Source organism: Pseudomonas sp. PA-1-3F (genome assembly GCF_021609665.1).
GTDB classification, from domain to species: Bacteria; Pseudomonadota; Gammaproteobacteria; order Pseudomonadales; family Pseudomonadaceae; genus Aquipseudomonas; species Aquipseudomonas paracarnis.
In genome coordinates, this window is sequence record NZ_WJZD01000010.1 from 17,539 (window position 1) to 33,251 (window position 15,713).

Here is a 15,713-nt window from a genome sequence, read left to right on the forward strand (position 1 = left end):
TGCCCTGCCTTGCACGCGCCTCAGAACTTATAAGTCGCCGACAGGCTGACCACGTCACCTGAGGATTCAGCTTTGCCGTCCAGCTGCGCGCCTCCAAGGCGGTCAACGTTCTTGGTCTTCAGATTGACCTTTTCGACAAACTGGTGCGAGTAGGCGGCATCCACCGACAGGCCTGGTACCGCCTTGATGTCATAACCTGCACCGAACGCAAGGAAGTAGCGATCCCCGTCGGGGATCCGAGGGTCACGGGTGGAGTTTCGGGTCGGTGTCTGGTCGTAAGCCACGCCGGCACGCAGGGTGAGTTCGTCGGTCGCTTTGTAGTCGCCGCCGATAGAAGTCATCCACGCGTTCTTGTAGTTGTAGGGTATGGCAACGATGGTCGAGCCTTGTGACTTGAGCGTGAGGTCCTTGAACGAGGACCACTCTGTCCACTGGGCACTCACGCCCAGCGTCCAGCGATCATTGAACTGGTGGACCCAGTCAATCGCCGCCGTCGCCGGGATATCCAATTGAGCACTGGCATGCGCGCCATCCGGGAACAGTTTGAGACCAGGGTAGGCCATTTCAACCAGCGTTTCGCCGTTCGGACCAATCGGGTTGGTCATCGCGTTACGGCCAATCGCGTCTGTATAAACGTCGTACTTGCCCGTCATCTTGTTTTTGATCTTGGCGTGATAATTCACGCCCAGCGTGTCTTGCGCTGTCGGCTTCCAAACCACGCCGCCAAACCAGCCCACTGAGATATTGTCGACTTTCACGCGTATCAAGGAATGCCCGACGCCGGTCGGAAAACCGGTGCCTCCCAGACCGGGAGAGACATCCGCAGCAGCCAACAGGTCAACGTTCTGGCTGACGTTCCCTTGGCTACGTTGAACGATGGCACCGGCACCGACGGAAAACTCATCATTGACCTTGAATGACAAGGAGCCTGTCAGGCCAATGGTCTCGATCTTGGTGTCAACGGCGAAATCTCGCAGCTTAGAGTTTTCGTTCCACGTACTTTTCATGCCTTGCGGTACGACTTGGCTCAGGCCAAAAGCAAAACGGTCGCCGATGGGCATGACCATAAAGCCAGTAGGTAGCCATGCGGTGAAACCACCCTGGCCGCCATTATTCGTATTCAGCGTCGGATCGCCCAGGTTGCCCTGATCATCCAGCACCGGCGTATTGGTCACCGGGTTACCGTTATGGTCATACGCCTGGCCAGAATATTTGATCTTGATCCGGGCGTAATCGACGGTCTGCTGCACGATGGTTGAATCGATGAACGCCATGGCCGCCGGGTTGTTGTACGCGGCACTGGGGTCGTTCTTGAACAATGAACCGCCACCAAACGCGCGCCCCCAGCCAGGCGCACCGTAGGTTGGCGTGGAAAAGCCGCCCGCCTGCACATTTCCTGTGGTCAACAAGCCTCCCAACAGCGCCAACCCCAGTAACGTGTGAGCGTGTTGTTTCTTATTATTCATGCGCTGCTCCTTATTATTATTTCGCCCGGCCCCTGCCGGTGGGTCGTGTGGCCGTAGGCAGACCGTAAGTACCCTGCCCAACCGATGCCTCGCATGAGGCATCGGCCTTTCAACGGGTGATCAGCCCTCTGGAGTCACATGCTTACGGGTTAACCGTCAGCGTCGGGGCAACAACATTCAGCGATACGACAGTGCAGTTGCCGGTCAGCGACTGATTGGTAGCCGAAAGTGTTTTGGTACCAGGAGTCCAAGCCACGGCAATGGTGGTAGGGCCGCAGTTAGTGGCCGGAATCGAGGAGATTTTGTAGCCTACGTTGGTCACGGTGCCGGTGGTGCCCGTCGCAGCGGTAAGAACCCAAGGCAGGTTAGTCAGCGTGGGCAGTGCGCATAGGCCGCCGCCGGTCAAGGAAGCACCGTTGATAGAAGCCACGCCACCGCTAACGTTGCCGGTAAAGGTAATGCCGCAAGTCACTGCCGCACCAAAGGATGAGGGCGACTTCACCACGATGGTACCGGCATTAGTCGAGAACGGACCGTCTGGAGAAACGGAAGCCGCGCTCGCCATGGAGGCGGCACCAAAGCACAGAGCAAACGAAGTTGCACAAACGAGGGTTTTCAAGCTTTTCATTGTTTTTCCTCACATGTTATGGCGATTCATTTCGCCAGGGGTAATGGCCATGATCGAGAGGTCACGGTGAAACTGCAGAACTTCCCTTTCCAGCCAAATTTCAATGCATTTACCGCTACAACTGTCGGAACGTGTTATTCGACAACTTTGAAGTTGGGCGGCATCTTGATCGACACCGTCTTGATCTTGCAGTCTTCGCCAATCGCAACATCAACGGCTTCCAACTTGCCGGTGGCGTTATCCCAAGTTCCGTCGGCCGTCGACGGCCCACACTTGCCGCCCAGGCCAAAGGCATGCACGTCCACGCTGATCTTAGACATGGAGCCGCTTTTTGTATCTTTGGCGATTAACACCCAAGGCAAGTTGATGGCTTCGACACGGCTGCACTTGAGGCCACCGTCGAACTCGACTTTGTCGACATTCACCGATGAACCGTCGGCTGCAACCTTGCCAGCCACCTTGATGGTGCAGTCGGCACTGATGAGCTTGCCTTTGGAAAAGCTGATAGGCCCTTGGGCAGTGAAGGCACTGCCGGCGGGTTCGATACGCGCAGCCTGGGCCTGGTGGTAAGCAATCAGGCCCATGGCCGCCAACAGGATGTGGGCGGTGAACTTGGCAGAACTTTGCATGGTGTACGTCCTTCCCTTGAAATTATTGTTGTAGGGTCAAACCAGGTGCTTGCACTCAATACTCCAGGCGATCAGAACCTGCGCGATACACAGATCCCGAGTACACCCTGAAGGCTTACTTCATCTCAAAACGGCTTGGCACTGCCGCTGTACTTCTCCAGGTACTTCAAGCGTTTTGACGGTTGAAGATTGGTCAAGTTGATATCACCGGCATAGTGATTCAGTACGCGATGGTCCATGCGCCGCCGCCACAAGTACGGCACATACGCCCAGACAATCATGCTGGCGTAGCCATACGGAAGTTGCGGTGATTCATCAAAGTGACGCAGCGACTGATAACTGCGCGTGGGGTTGGCATGGTGATCGGAGTGCCGCTGCAACTGGAACAGAAAGATATTGGTGACAATCCGATTACTGTTCCACGAGTGGCGCGGCGAGCAGCGTTCATAACGGCCATTGGGCAACTTCTGACGCTTGAGGCCGTAATGCTCGACGTAGTTCACCACTTCCAGCAACGAGAACCCGTAGATGCCCTGGATAATCAGGAACGGAATTACCGCTGCCCCCAGCCAGGCAATCATTGCGCCCCACAACACCACGCTGTACATCCAGGCGCTGAGTACGGCGTTCTTCCAGTGCAAGGTCGGCAGGCCGAGTTTGCGCAGGCGTTCGCGCTCCAGGTTCCAGGCCGACACGGCGCTGAACCACACCGAACGCGGCAGGAATGCCCAGAAACTTTCACCGAGGCGCGAGCTGGCCGGGTCTTCCGGGGTGGCGACCCGTACGTGATGGCCACGGTTATGTTCGGTGTAGAAGTGGCCGTAGAAGGTCGGCGCCAGGGTGACCTTGGCCAGGAACACTTCCAGGGGTTTGGGTTTGTGCCCCAGTTCATGGGCGGTATTGATGGCAATACCGGTGGCGGCACCGGTGGACATGGCCATGCCCACATAAGTCAACCAGCTGACTGCACCGTGAAGTTCAGTGCGGGCGGTGATGAACGCGGCGGTCCTGGCCAGCCAGTTCGAGGGTTCCAGGGTGGCCGTGGCGTGCAACAGGCCGCCGTTGATGATCCAGTCTATACCGCCCGCAGCGAGCCAACCGGTGATGACCACCGAGGCAATCACAAACAGCACGCCGGTGTAGACGATCCAGCGGTAGTAGCGTTGGGACTCAAGGTGGCTGACCGCAGATTCGGGCGGGTTGCTGACGTCTTCGCCGAGCAGGCCGTCAATCAGCGGGATCAGGCCGAAGATCACGAGTACGCCCACCCACCACAGTTGTTGCACGCCTGTGGTGATGGCAAGGGCGCCGGAGAGCAAGGGCGTCGCCAGCGGCATGATGCCGAGCCACCACAGGTGGCGTTTGCCGTCGGCCCAGACATGCGGGGCTGCCAGAGTCTGGTTCATGGCAGCCTCCGAACGCATTCGGTGGGCAACGAGGCAGACGACAGGTATACGGAGCGTTGACTGCTCCTGGAAATCAACCATGCGATAAAAGGCGTTTTTTTCATTATTTTATTCGCTCTTAGGCATTTCAAAAATAATTTCAAATTACACATTGAAATAATTTTTTTAAATAAATAGCGCGGAATCGTTAGGTCGTCAACTAGTTTCTCCAGCCCTTTTTTCCGTGACCGAGCAGTCTCTTTTCAGCCGTTTGGTCAGGTACTCAGGGGCAGGCGTCAACGCCAGGCGCCGCAGTCAGGTGGCACTGTTACTGGCTCGCCAGGGCGACAGGTGGGTTTATCGGCCGGACGCTCTCGCCGGGTCGAGCCCGCTTGGCCACCTGCTCCACCAGCGCCGCCACGCGCTCGGTGGCGGTGATCGGCAACATATGCCCACGGCCTTCGATCACCTGCATTTTCAGCCCTGGCACCTTGCTGGCCAGGGCCTGGCCGTGTTTCTGGAAGTCGAGCACCTTGTCCTGCGCCCCGTAGATCAGGCCGATGGGCAGGGTCAATCGTGAGTAGCGCTTGACCATCTCCGGCAGGTGGTCGTTGACCCGGTTGATCTCGGTGGACGCGGCGTAGAAGTTGTCGGGGCGCATGCCCAGCAAACCGCCGCCACGGGTGGCGAAGTCTGGTGGCGCAAGATCGGGGGCAAATACGCCCTTCACTACCGAGTCTTTGGTCAGCAGGCCGATGGGCAGGGTCAAGGTGTGCGCTACCCAGCGCCGCAGCCAGGCCGGGCGCACGGCCAGAGACAGGAACACCAGCGGCAGCATGCGTTGGGGGTGAGTCAAGGGCGCAACCAGCACCAGCCCGGAAACGGCATGGGGATGGTCAAGGGCCAGCGCCAGGGCAATCGCGCCGCCCAGGGAGTGCCCCAGTACCAGCGGTTTGCCCAGATCCAGCGTATTGATGAAGGCCGCGATTTGTTGCGCCTGGGCCGGCAAGTCTGCCGGCGTACCGCTGTGCCGGGTGGAATAGCCTGAGCCCGGCCGGTCGAGACTGATGACCCGAAAATGCTCACGCAACTGACCGGACAAGGCATAGGTCAGGTTGCGACTACTGCCCATCAGCCCGTGAATCATCACCAGCGGCGGGCCCTTGCCCTCTTCGACATAATGAAAGCGCTCGCCATCCACCTCGACGAAGCGCCCGTTGATCGGCACAGTCGCTTCAATGCGCCGCGTCATCCAGGCACTCAAGCCCCACAACGCAGCACTGGCGCCTGCCAGCACTCCCGCAGCGACAACCCATTCGACAGCCATAGCTCGGTCCTCTGCTTCCCTGCTGCTGGCGACCCGACCGGAATTGATCTGGCCCCAGCCATCGTCCACACCCTGGACCTAGACTTCATGCATACCACGTTCGTCCGTCGGACAAATCGCTCATGCGCAACAAGGCCCTAGCGTAGGCGAATTTTTCAGGTAGATTATTCAAAATCTTTTTTAAAATAAATAATTCAATTTTCCTTTGCAATGGTGTTCTATCTAAGAGACAAAACAAAAACAGGAGCACATCCGATGCCCAAGCGCTTTATTGACGAGGCAGCCCTATGAATGCCCCCAGTGACTCAATCGACATCGCCATCATTGGCTCCGGGTTCGCGGGCCTGTGCATGGCGATCAAACTCAAGGAAGCCGGGCTCACCGACTTCTTTATCGCCGAACAGGCCCAGACCCTCGGCGGTACATGGCGCGACAACCACTACCCAGGTTGCGCCTGCGACGTGCAGTCCCATGTGTATTCGTTTTCCTTTGCGCCCAATCCGAACTGGACGCGACAGTTCGCGGCGCAACCCGAGATCCGCGCCTATCTGGAAGACTGCGCCAGGCGCTTCGAACTGGCGCCCTACCTGCGCTTTGGCATGGGCCTGCAACGTGCGGTGTTTGATGAACAACAACAGCGCTGGCAACTGACCTTCAGCGACGGCCGTCAGGTCAGCGCACGGGTGCTGGTGTCGGGCATGGGGGGGTTGTCACGCCCGGCAATGCCGGATATCCCAGGGTTGGACAGCTTCAGGGGCAAGCGCTTCCACTCCCAGCAGTGGGATCACGAGTATTCCTTGAAGGGCAAGCGCGTGGCGGTGATCGGCACCGGTGCCAGCGCCATCCAGTTCGTGCCGCAGATCGCACCGCAGGTAGCGCACCTGGACCTGTTCCAGCGCACACCGCCGTGGATCATGCCCAAGCCTGATCGGCCGATTTCCGCTGCCGAGCGCTGGTTGTTCAAGCATGTACCACTCACCCAAAAGCTGGTGCGCGCTACGCTTTACTGGGCGCTGGAAGGCCGTGTGGTGGGCTTTGCCCTGCATCCACGCCTGATGAAAATGGTGCAGAAAATCGCCCTGCGTCATCTGCGCAAACAAGTGGCCCGCCCTTCCCTGCGCAAAACCCTGACGCCGGACTACACCATCGGCTGCAAGCGCGTGTTGATCTCCAACGATTACTACCCGGCACTCTCGCGCAGCAATGTCGAGGTGGTCACCGACAGCGTACTGCGCATCGAAGCCGACGGCGTGGTTACCGCCGACGGTATCAAGCACCCCGCCGATTGCCTGATCTTCGGCACGGGTTTCCAGGCCAGCGACCCGTTGCCCCGTGGCTGCATCATCGGCCGTGACGGCATCGACCTGATGGACGCCTGGCGCGATGGCGCCCATGCCTACAAAGGCACCACCGTGCCGGGCTACCCGAACCTGTTTCTGATCGTGGGCCCCAACACCGGCCTGGGGCATAACTCGATGATCCTGATGATCGAGGCCCAGGTCGCGTACATCCTCGACGCCCTGAAACACATGCAGCGCCAGCGCCTTACCACGGTAGAGGTCAAGCCCGCCGTGGAGCACGCCTACAACCAGCAGTTGCAGGACAAGCTCAAGCGCACCATCTGGAATACCGGCGGCTGCCAGAGCTGGTACCTCGACCCGCGCACCGGCAAGAACACCACGCTGTGGCCCGGCTCGACCTGGCGCTTCAAGCAGGTCACCCGGCATTTTGCCCTCAAGGACTACAGCGTCAGCCAGGCGCCGGCGCCCGCCCTGCCGCGAGCGGTTGCAACGCCCCACTCCACCACAGAAGGCAGCCTGTCATGAAGTCATTCAACGGCCGCGTCGCGGCGATCACCGGCGCGGCTTCCGGCATGGGCCGCGCACTGGCCCTGGCGCTGGCGCGGGAGGGATGCCACCTGGCGCTGGCAGACAAAAACAGCCAGGGCCTGGAACAGACCCTGGCGCTGATCCGCACCTCGACCTTGTCGCCCGTCACTGTCACCACCCAAGTGCTGGACGTGTCCGACCGCCAGGCCATGCTCGATTGGGCGGCGCGTTGCGCGGCCGAGCACGGCCAGGTCAACCTGGTCTTCAATAATGCCGGGGTGGCGCTGTCGAGCACCGTCGAAGGCGTGGATTACACCGACCTGGAATGGATCGTCGGCATCAACTTCTGGGGAGTGGTGCATGGCACCAAGGCATTCCTGCCGTACCTCAAGGCCAGCGGCGACGGGCATATCATCAATACGTCCAGCGTGTTCGGCCTGTTCGCCCAGCCCGGCATGAGCGGCTACAACGCTACAAAGTTCGCGGTACGCGGCTTCACCGAAGCCTTGCGCCAGGAACTCGACCTGCAACGCTGCGGCGTGTCGGCCACCTGTGTACACCCCGGTGGCATTCGTACCGACATCTGCCGCAGCAGCCGCATCGACGCGAACATGACCGGCTTTCTCATCCACAGCGAGCAACAAGCCCGCGCCGATTTCGAAAAACTCTTCATCACCGACGCTGACCAGGCCGCCAAAGTGATCCTGCAAGGCGTACGCAAAAACAAGCGCCGCGTGCTGATTGGCCGCGATGCCTATTTCCTCGATCTGCTCGCCCGTTGCCTGCCGGCGGCCTATCAGGCCCTCGTGGTGTTTGCCAGCAAGCGCATGGCGCCCAAGCCGCGCACGCCAGTGTTTGAAACCAACGACGAGCCCCGACTCTGAACAGGAGCACGCACCATGTTGCCGATCCGTCGCGATATCCGTTTTGCCTTGCCTGCCGAGCGCATCAAGAACTGGCACGAACAAGGGCCTGTGGTCAGCCATTTCTTCAATGCCCTGTCGTTGCTGTTTCCCCAGGGCGAACTGTTCTTCATGGACAGCGTGCGCCACTACCGTGGGCAGATCGACGATGCCGAACTGAAAAAAGAGATCCAGGGGTTTATCGGCCAGGAGGCCATGCACAGCCGTGAACACGTGGCGTATAACGACTTGCTGCAAGCGGCCGGCCTGCCGGCGCACACCCTTGACCGACGCTTGAAGTTCTTCCTCGACCTGCAGAAAAAACACCTGCCGCCGTCGTTCAACCTGGCGGTGACCATCGCCCTGGAGCACTACACCGCAATGCTCGCCGAAATCCTGCTGAGCGACCCGTCGCGCTTTGGCGACTCACTCAAGGGGTACCAGCAGATGTGGTATTGGCACGCCCTGGAAGAAACCGAACATAAAGCCGTGGCGTTCGATGTGTGGAACAGGGTGATCAAACCAGGGCCTGCACGTTACCTGCTGCGCACGGGGACCATGCTGACCACCAGCGTGCTGTTCTGGGTGGTGGTGCTGGATTTTCACGTGCGCCTGTTGATTGCCGACCGCACTTCGGGCGGCACGCTGAAGGGCTTGTGGCGCATGGTGAAGTTCTTGTATGGGCCCAAGGGGGTGTTTCCACGGATGTTCCGGCCGTGGCTGCATTATTTCAAGCCGGGCTTTCATCCTTGGGATCATGACAACCGAGCACGGTTGGCGGGCATTGACCGGTTGGTCGAAGAGATAGAGCGCACGCGCCGCAGCTATGAATCGGCCTAGTGCCAGGGATCAATCCTGCCGCCTGTAGGAGCGAGCTTGCTCGCGAAAAACGTCAACGATGACGCGTGCTTCCTGAATGAACGCGGCGCCTGTGAGTTCCTCGCGAGCAAGCTCGCTCCTACATAAAGCAATGAGGGTTACGCCAGGCTCTTGCTGACCACCTCAAACACATCGCTGGACAGCTCACCCGCGCCCAGGATGCGCTCCAGCTCCGCTTTCATCAGCGCCTGCCGTGCGCTGTCGTATTTACGCCAGCGTGTCAGCGGCGCCAGTTGGCGCGAGGCGATCTGCGGGTTCAACGTATTGAGCTGGATCACCAGGTCCGCCAGGAAGCGATAGCCCGAGCCATCCGCCGCATGGAAGTTGATCAGGTTCTGCCCGGCAAATGCGCCCACCAGTGCGCGCACCTTGTTGGGGTTCTTGATGGTGAACGCCGGGTGCTCCATCAACGCCTTGACCCGCGCCAGCCCGCCCGGCAAGGTGCTGCCGGCCTGTACGCTGAACCATTGGTCCATGACCAGCGGGTTGTCCTTGAAGTTTTCGGCAAACACCGCCAAGGCCTGGGCTTTCTCTGCTTCGAACGGCGAGTTCACCAACACCGCCAACGCCGTCAGGCGTTCGGTCATGTTATCGCTGGTGTCGAACTGATCCAGGGTGGCCGCCACCACTTCTGGCTTGCCGCTGAGCATCAAGTAAGACAGCGCGATGTTCTGCAGCGCACGGCGGGCGAAGTGCTCGGCCTCTGCCACGTAAGGCGTTTGCTTGGACAGCTCGCGGTTGGCCTGGTAGCGCAGCCACAAGCCTTCGAACAGGTTGTCGGCCAGTTGCTTGCGGGCAAACTCGCGGGCAGCGTGGATAGCGTCCACGTCCGCCACCTCGCTGATTTCCGTGAGGTAGGCTTCGCTCGGCAGCGAGAGCATTTCGGCGACCATGGCCTGGTCCAGGCTTTCATCGCTCAACACCGTGCGCAGCGCGTCGATCAAGCGCTGATCAAGCTTCAGCGGCTGGCCCGCCTGGTGCTGGCCGATCAGTTCCTGCAATACCTGCACCGCCAACTGCTGGCCAGCATCCCAGCGGTTGAAACCGTCGCTGTCGTGCTGCATCAGGAACATCAGTTGATCGCGGCTGTACGGGAAGCTGAGCTTCACCGGCGCCGAGAAACCACGCAGCAACGAAGGCAAGGGTTTTTCAGCGATGTCGACGAAGGTAAACGTCTGCTCCGCTTCGGTCACCGAGATTACCCGCGAAGTGTCGCCCGCCGTCGCTTCACCGGCCAGGCGCAAGGCAATGCCGGCGCCCTGCCCGTCCAGCAAGCCCAGCTCCACCGGGATCACGAAGGGCAATTTCTCGACCTTGTCCGGAGTCGGCGGGCAGCTCTGGCGGAAGGTCAGGCTGTAGGTCTTGGCCGCCGCATCGTAGGCCTCGCTTACCGCCAGGCGCGGGGTACCTGCCTGGCTGTACCAGCGCTTGAACTGGCTGAGGTCGGCGCCATTGGCGTCTTCCATGGCCTTGATGAAGTCATCGCAGGTCACGGCCTGGCCGTCATGGCGTTCGAAATACAGGTCGCTGCCTTTGCGAAAGCCCTCGGAACCGAGCAAGGTGTGGATCATGCCGACCACTTCCGAGCCCTTTTCATACACGGTCAGGGTGTAGAAGTTGGAGATCTCGATAAAGCTGTCCGGGCGCACGGCGTGGGCCATGGGGCCGGCATCTTCAGCGAACTGGTGTGTACGCAGGTACGCCACGTCCTGGATGCGCTTGACCGTGGCCGAGTTCATGTCGGCAGAGAAGCCCGAGTCACGGAACACGGTGAAGCCTTCCTTGAGCGACAGTTGGAACCAGTCGCGGCAGGTCACGCGGTTGCCCGACCAGTTATGGAAGTATTCGTGGGCGACGATGGCTTCAACGCGCTGGTGAGCGGCGTCTGTAGCGGTTTCGGCGCGGGCCAGCACGGCACTGGAGTTGAAGATGTTAAGGCCCTTGTTCTCCATGGCGCCCATGTTGAAATCGTTGACCGCCACGATCATGAAGATGTCGAGGTCGTACTCGCGACCATAGGTTTCTTCGTCCCAGCGCATGGATTTTTTCAGGCTGGTCATGGCGTGCTGGCACTTGTCGATGTTTTCCGGCTCGACGTAGATGCGCAACGCGACTTCGCGGTTGGTCATGGTGGTGAAGCTGTCTTCGACGCACCACAGGTCACCTGCCACCAGCGCAAACAGGTACGCCGGCTTCTTGAACGGATCTTCCCAGGTCGCCCAATGCCGGCCGTCTTCGCCAGGGCCGCTGGCAATCGGATTGCCGTTGGACAACAGCACCGGATAGCTGTGCTGCTCGGCGATCACCGTGGTGGTGAACACACTCATCACGTCCGGGCGGTCGAGGTAATAGGTGATCTTGCGGAAACCTTCGGCCTCGCACTGGGTGCAGAACATGCCGCTGGATTTGTACAAACCTTCCAGGGCAGTGTTGGTTTCCGGATGAATCTTGACGGTGGTGTCGAGGGTGAAGGTCTCACTCTTTGGCTGCACGGTCAGGTGGCTGTCGGTCAGCTGGTAGTCAGCGTCCGTGAGCGGCTGGTCGGCCAGGTTGACACTCAACAGCTCAAGTTGCTGGCCGTCGAGCACCAATGGTGGCAAACCGGCGCCACGCTCGGGATTGCGGCGCATCACCAGCTGCGCGTGGACCAGGCTGTGGTCCTCGAACAACTCGAAGGTCAGGTGCGTCTCGTCGATCAGGTAGTCCGGCGCCTGATAGTCCTTCAGGTAAATCATCTTCGGTTGTTCGGTGCGCATGCTTGGGATCCTTCTACTGATGCACGGCGAGCTGGTAGGCCGTGTATTTACGAATGTTGATAACGCCGGTATCGAAGATCAGGTATTGGCCCTTGATCCCCAGCAGCGTGCCTTCGGCAATCGGGTTCTTGTCCAGGTTGAAGCTGACGATCTTGGTCGGATACTGCTCGACCGGGTAGCGGATTTCAATCGGCTCGATGTCAGCAATAGTTTGGATGGCTTGCAGGCCAAAGCGTTCCTGCAAACCCAGCAAGCCCTCGGCGCAAGAGGCAAATAGCTCATCACGCACCTGCTTGAGGTCCACCGATTGCGCGTCGCCCTTGAGCAAGGCACGCCAGTTGGTCTTGTCGGCCACCTGGCTGCGAAACAGATCTTCGACGAAGCCCGATTGCTGGCGCGTCGCCACGCGCATGATCGGCAGCGCCTGGCTGGCGCCCTGGTCCAGCCAACGGGTGGGCAACTGCGTAGCACGGGTAATGCCGACCTTGATCCCCGACGAGTTGGCCAGGTACACCACGTGGTCGGTCATGCAGAATGTCTCGCCCCAGCCCGGATCGCGGCAGGTACCGGCGTCGTAATGGCAACGCTCGGGGCTCATGATGCACAGGTCACACTGGGCCAGCTTGGTCATGCAGGGGTAGCAGTAGCCCTGGCTGAAGCTGGTCTTGGTCTTGCGCCCGCAATGGCTGCAATGAATCGCGCCCAGGTATTCCAGGCGTACATGGGTGCCGATCAACGGATTGACCGGCACCTCGGTGTCGCCCAGGCGAAAGGCGTATTGAACGGTCGGCTCACCGAGCTGCGCCGACATTTTGCTGACTGCACCGCGACCAATTTCAATCAATGGATCGCATCCGACTTGAACAGGATATTCGGTACTGGCGCGGATTTGGACGCGCACTCCTGCGGGCCCATATAACCGGTGCGCTGTTCTTCGGGCAGGTTCTGGATCTCCCAGGCGATCATCGCTTGCAACGACAATTCGCGCTGCTCGGCGGTGAGCTTGCGGCCATCGGACCATTTACCAATCTCTACCGCGAGCTTGAGGCTCTCGTAGATGTCCGGGGTGATGTTTTCGATCATTTCAGCAAAAGAGGACATAAGGCTCTTCCTTATCAAAGAGACGCTTTGCGACGGTTGTACAAACCGCCGAGCAAACCCGTCAAGCAACCGATGACCAACCCGCCCACATGGGCCGCGTTGGCGATTTCGCCGAAACCGATCATCGAGACCAGCCCCGACAGGCAGAGCAGCAACCACACCAGCATCATCACCAGCACCCCACGGGGCAGGCGATAGGCCGGGTTGGGCGACAATAATTGAAAGATCCAGCAGTGCCCGAGCAGGCCGTACAACACGCCAGACAAGCCGCCAAACAAGCCGGGGCCACCGTAGGCGTATTGCGCGTAGTTGGAGACCAGGCTGAACAACAGGGTCAGGCCCAGCAGGTTGATGCTGCCCTGGCGCGCTTCAATGCGCCGACCCAGCTCCCAGTACCACATGCCGTTCATCGCCAGATGCAGGATGCCGAAGTGGATCAGCATCGGCGTGACCAGGCGCCACCACTGCCCCGAGGCCAGGGTGTCAGCCAACGGCGTGAACTGGATGTACTCGCCCAGCACCCGGAACGGCAGGAAGGTCAGCCAGGCCATGGTTTGCAGGTTTTCGCCGAGCAACGTCACGGCCGCGACGATGAGGCTGGCCAGCAAAACCAGCGCGGTGACCGGGCTATGGCGCACTTGCTGGACAAAGCCCGGCCGCGCAACCGGCGCCTGCTCGGGAATATCCAGTTGCTGGTCCGGGTCGCCAGCGGGGAAACGTTGATACAGCACGCGCACGTCGTCGCTGATGGCCTCGGGCACCCACAGCACCTGTTCACCGGCCTCCTCGCTGACGCGGTGCGGCACCTGCATGCGGTGCAGCAACTTGACGAAACCACCCAGGTCGACGCTCAGGGGCAAGCGCAATACAGCTACGGTACTCATGGAATGGCCTCTGGTCGCTCAACGTCGACCCATACGAATTTACGCGGATCCAGCTGGGTTTCCTGGTCCAGTCGATACGCCACCAGCTTGCCGTACAGCACCGCGCTGTAGTCCAGGCAGGCCAGGTTCGGGCGGATCGGCGCGGGTTTGCCGCTGCGCCAGTAGTGGCCGACGAACAACAGCGGTTCATCGACGCCATAGCGCAGCAAAGAATTCTTTTGTGTGGACGACAACGGCGTGCGTGCCACCGGCTCCGGCAAGGCGTCGGGCTGGAACACGATGTCGCCGTAGGTCTTGGGGTCGTCTTCCCAGAACTTGGTGCGAAAGAACGAACGCGTCAGGCCATCGCCACCGGTCAGGGTGAGCCCATCGGGCAGGCGCATATCGGTGCCGCGCAACAGGCGATCGAATGCATTGCAGGCGAAACTGCCCGGTACGGCGGCGGCTTGCAGGAAGTGTTGGTCGATGCAGCCGTCCGGAAAGGTCGCGCGCAGCGGCTGGATAAAACTGTCATCCCAGCACGCGTGCACTACGCGAAAACGCCCGGCGTCGACAAACAGCGGCATGTCGTAGAACCAGCCGAGGAAGTCGTGCCAGTCGGCCGGGTGGTGTTCGAACTGGGTCAGGGTCTCTTGGATCAAGCGGGCGTGGCGCGGGTTGTGCTCACGCACGAACTGCTTGCCACTGCCCGGCGGGGCCGGCGTGGTCCAGCCCAGCGCATTGAACTCGTGGTTACCCATGATGCACAGCGCCTGGCCGGCCTCGGTCATATCGTGGACGATATGCAGCGCCTCACGGATGCGTGGGCCACGGTCGATGATATCGCCCAGGAACACAGCCATGCGTGACGGATGGCGCCAAGTGCCGCCCTGCTTGTGGTAACCCAATTGGTCGAGCAAGTGCTCAAGGGTATGAGCGCAACCGTGCACGTCACCAATCAGGTCGTAGCTACGCGCGGGATCGAGCATCAGTCGCCTCCACCTCCCAAGCGGCTGCCCCAGCCCAACTTGGTGCGGCACACTTCGTAGTAGTTGTGATCCAGCGGGTGGATCAAGCGCAACTTCTGTGCCTTCTTGCTCACGGTGATGGTGTCACCGGGGGCGCAGGTGAAATGGTTCTGCCCGTCGCAGGAGACTTGCGGGTAGATTTGCATGTCTTTGGACACCACGATTTTCAGCTCACTGTTGCCATCGACCACAATTGGCCGACTGGACAACATATGGGGGTACATCGGCACGATCACAATGGCATCGAGCTTGGGATGCATGATCGGGCCTCCCGCCGACAGCGCATACGCGGTTGAGCCGGTAGGCGTGGCGACGATCAGGCCGTCAGCCTTCTGGCTGCACACGAACTGGCCGTCGATATACAGTTCGAACTCAATCATCCGCGTGGATTTGCCCGGGTGCAGCACCACATCGTTGAGGGCATCGCCCTGGCCGATCGCCTCGCCATGGCGGCGCACTTCGGCCTGCAGCAGGAAGCGGTTCTCCACCAGGTAATGGCCGTCGAGCACCTTGGCCACTTCGACTTCCAGCTCATCGGGGCGTATATCGGTCAGAAAGCCCAGGCTGCCACGGTTGATGCCCAGCACCGGCACGTTATGCCGCGCCAGTGCCCGGGCAGCGCCGAGCAGGCTGCCATCGCCACCGACCACGATGACCATGTCGCACACCTCGCCGAGCATCTTGCGCGACGAGGTTTGCAGGCCGTGGCCGGGGAGGATTTCAGCGATGGTGTCTTCGAGGATCACATGCAGGTGGCGCTCGAGCAGAAACTTCTTCAGCCGGCGGACGGTGTCCAACACCTGGGTACTGCCCAGGCGACCGATAATGCCGATATTGCGAAATTGCTCCATGGGGCTCCTGCGGGATCTGGGGTGAGGCAAAAAGAGCGATTATGGGCGAAAGGCCGTCTCAGGCAAAAT

14 protein-coding genes are annotated in these 15,713 nt (G+C 60.2%); 3 read left to right on the top strand and 11 right to left on the bottom strand.

From position 1 onward, the window contains the following. Positions 1 to 20: 20 nt before the first annotated feature. The 5 genes from GIV26_RS08860 to GIV26_RS08880 all read right to left on the bottom strand — a co-directional run bounded on the left by GIV26_RS08860 (position 21) and on the right by GIV26_RS08880 (position 5,435). Complete coding sequence (locus tag GIV26_RS08860) at positions 21 to 1,466, bottom strand: outer membrane protein transport protein (protein ID WP_181125450.1); 1,446 nt, start codon at positions 1,464 to 1,466, stop codon at positions 21 to 23. A 142-nt stretch (positions 1,467 to 1,608) separates the two neighbouring features. Continuing rightward, positions 1,609 to 2,094, bottom strand: a complete 486-nt coding sequence (gene praB / locus GIV26_RS08865; protein WP_014718293.1) for an alkane oxidation protein activator PraB — start codon at positions 2,092 to 2,094, stop codon at positions 1,609 to 1,611. Between the two features lie 134 nt (positions 2,095 to 2,228). Beyond that, positions 2,229 to 2,723 (bottom strand): alkane oxidation protein activator PraA, encoded by a 495-nt coding sequence (gene praA / locus GIV26_RS08870; RefSeq protein ID WP_127880605.1) that lies wholly within the window; start codon positions 2,721 to 2,723, stop codon positions 2,229 to 2,231. A gap of 125 nt (positions 2,724 to 2,848) precedes the next feature. Then, positions 2,849 to 4,129 carry an alkane 1-monooxygenase gene (locus tag GIV26_RS08875; RefSeq protein ID WP_054920800.1) on the bottom strand — a complete coding sequence of 427 codons (1,281 nt, stop codon included), beginning with the start codon at positions 4,127 to 4,129 and terminating at the stop codon, positions 2,849 to 2,851. A gap of 307 nt (positions 4,130 to 4,436) precedes the next feature. Then, a complete protein-coding gene (locus GIV26_RS08880; RefSeq protein ID WP_236280114.1) occupies positions 4,437 to 5,435 on the bottom strand; it encodes an alpha/beta fold hydrolase in 999 nt (332 codons plus the stop codon). Between the two features lie 287 nt (positions 5,436 to 5,722). Between GIV26_RS08880 and GIV26_RS08885 the strand changes: the two genes are divergently transcribed. From GIV26_RS08885 to GIV26_RS08895, 3 genes are read left to right on the top strand one after another with little or no spacing between them, the layout of a single operon-like run. Then, positions 5,723 to 7,261 carry a flavin-containing monooxygenase gene (locus tag GIV26_RS08885; protein WP_236280116.1) on the top strand — a complete coding sequence of 513 codons (1,539 nt, stop codon included), beginning with the start codon at positions 5,723 to 5,725 and terminating at the stop codon, positions 7,259 to 7,261. Further along, positions 7,258 to 8,148, top strand: coding sequence for an SDR family NAD(P)-dependent oxidoreductase (locus GIV26_RS08890; RefSeq protein WP_054920805.1), 891 nt, complete (start codon positions 7,258 to 7,260; stop codon positions 8,146 to 8,148). The genes GIV26_RS08885 and GIV26_RS08890 overlap by 4 nt, the downstream gene beginning before the upstream one ends. A gap of 15 nt (positions 8,149 to 8,163) precedes the next feature. Further along, positions 8,164 to 9,006, top strand: coding sequence for a metal-dependent hydrolase (locus tag GIV26_RS08895; RefSeq protein WP_034126050.1), 843 nt, complete (start codon positions 8,164 to 8,166; stop codon positions 9,004 to 9,006). A gap of 137 nt (positions 9,007 to 9,143) precedes the next feature. Here GIV26_RS08895 and pepN read toward each other — a convergent pair whose 3' ends face one another. Genes pepN through GIV26_RS08925 form a run of 6 tightly spaced genes read right to left on the bottom strand, consistent with a single transcriptional unit; the run spans position 9,144 to position 15,644 of the window. Further along, a complete protein-coding gene (gene pepN, locus GIV26_RS08900) occupies positions 9,144 to 11,801 on the bottom strand; it encodes an aminopeptidase N (protein ID WP_236280118.1) in 2,658 nt (885 codons plus the stop codon). Between the two features lie 13 nt (positions 11,802 to 11,814). Then, complete coding sequence (locus GIV26_RS08905) at positions 11,815 to 12,645, bottom strand: DUF2797 domain-containing protein (RefSeq protein ID WP_003190752.1); 831 nt, start codon at positions 12,643 to 12,645, stop codon at positions 11,815 to 11,817. Further along, positions 12,642 to 12,902: a YeaC family protein gene (locus GIV26_RS08910; protein ID WP_003190750.1), complete on the bottom strand. Its 261-nt coding sequence runs from the start codon at positions 12,900 to 12,902 to the stop codon at positions 12,642 to 12,644. Before GIV26_RS08910 ends, GIV26_RS08905 begins: the two co-directional genes overlap by 4 nt. Before the next feature lie 14 nt (positions 12,903 to 12,916). Further along, complete coding sequence (locus tag GIV26_RS08915; protein ID WP_096144260.1) at positions 12,917 to 13,786, bottom strand: rhomboid family intramembrane serine protease; 870 nt, start codon at positions 13,784 to 13,786, stop codon at positions 12,917 to 12,919. After that, the gene (locus GIV26_RS08920) at positions 13,783 to 14,757 is read right to left on the bottom strand and encodes a metallophosphoesterase (protein WP_161793215.1); all 975 of its coding nucleotides are present in this window, start codon (positions 14,755 to 14,757) and stop codon (positions 13,783 to 13,785) included. The genes GIV26_RS08915 and GIV26_RS08920 overlap by 4 nt, the downstream gene beginning before the upstream one ends. After that, the gene (locus GIV26_RS08925; protein WP_003217892.1) at positions 14,754 to 15,644 is read right to left on the bottom strand and encodes an NAD(+) kinase; all 891 of its coding nucleotides are present in this window, start codon (positions 15,642 to 15,644) and stop codon (positions 14,754 to 14,756) included. Before GIV26_RS08925 ends, GIV26_RS08920 begins: the two co-directional genes overlap by 4 nt. Positions 15,645 to 15,713: the final 69 nt, after the last annotated feature.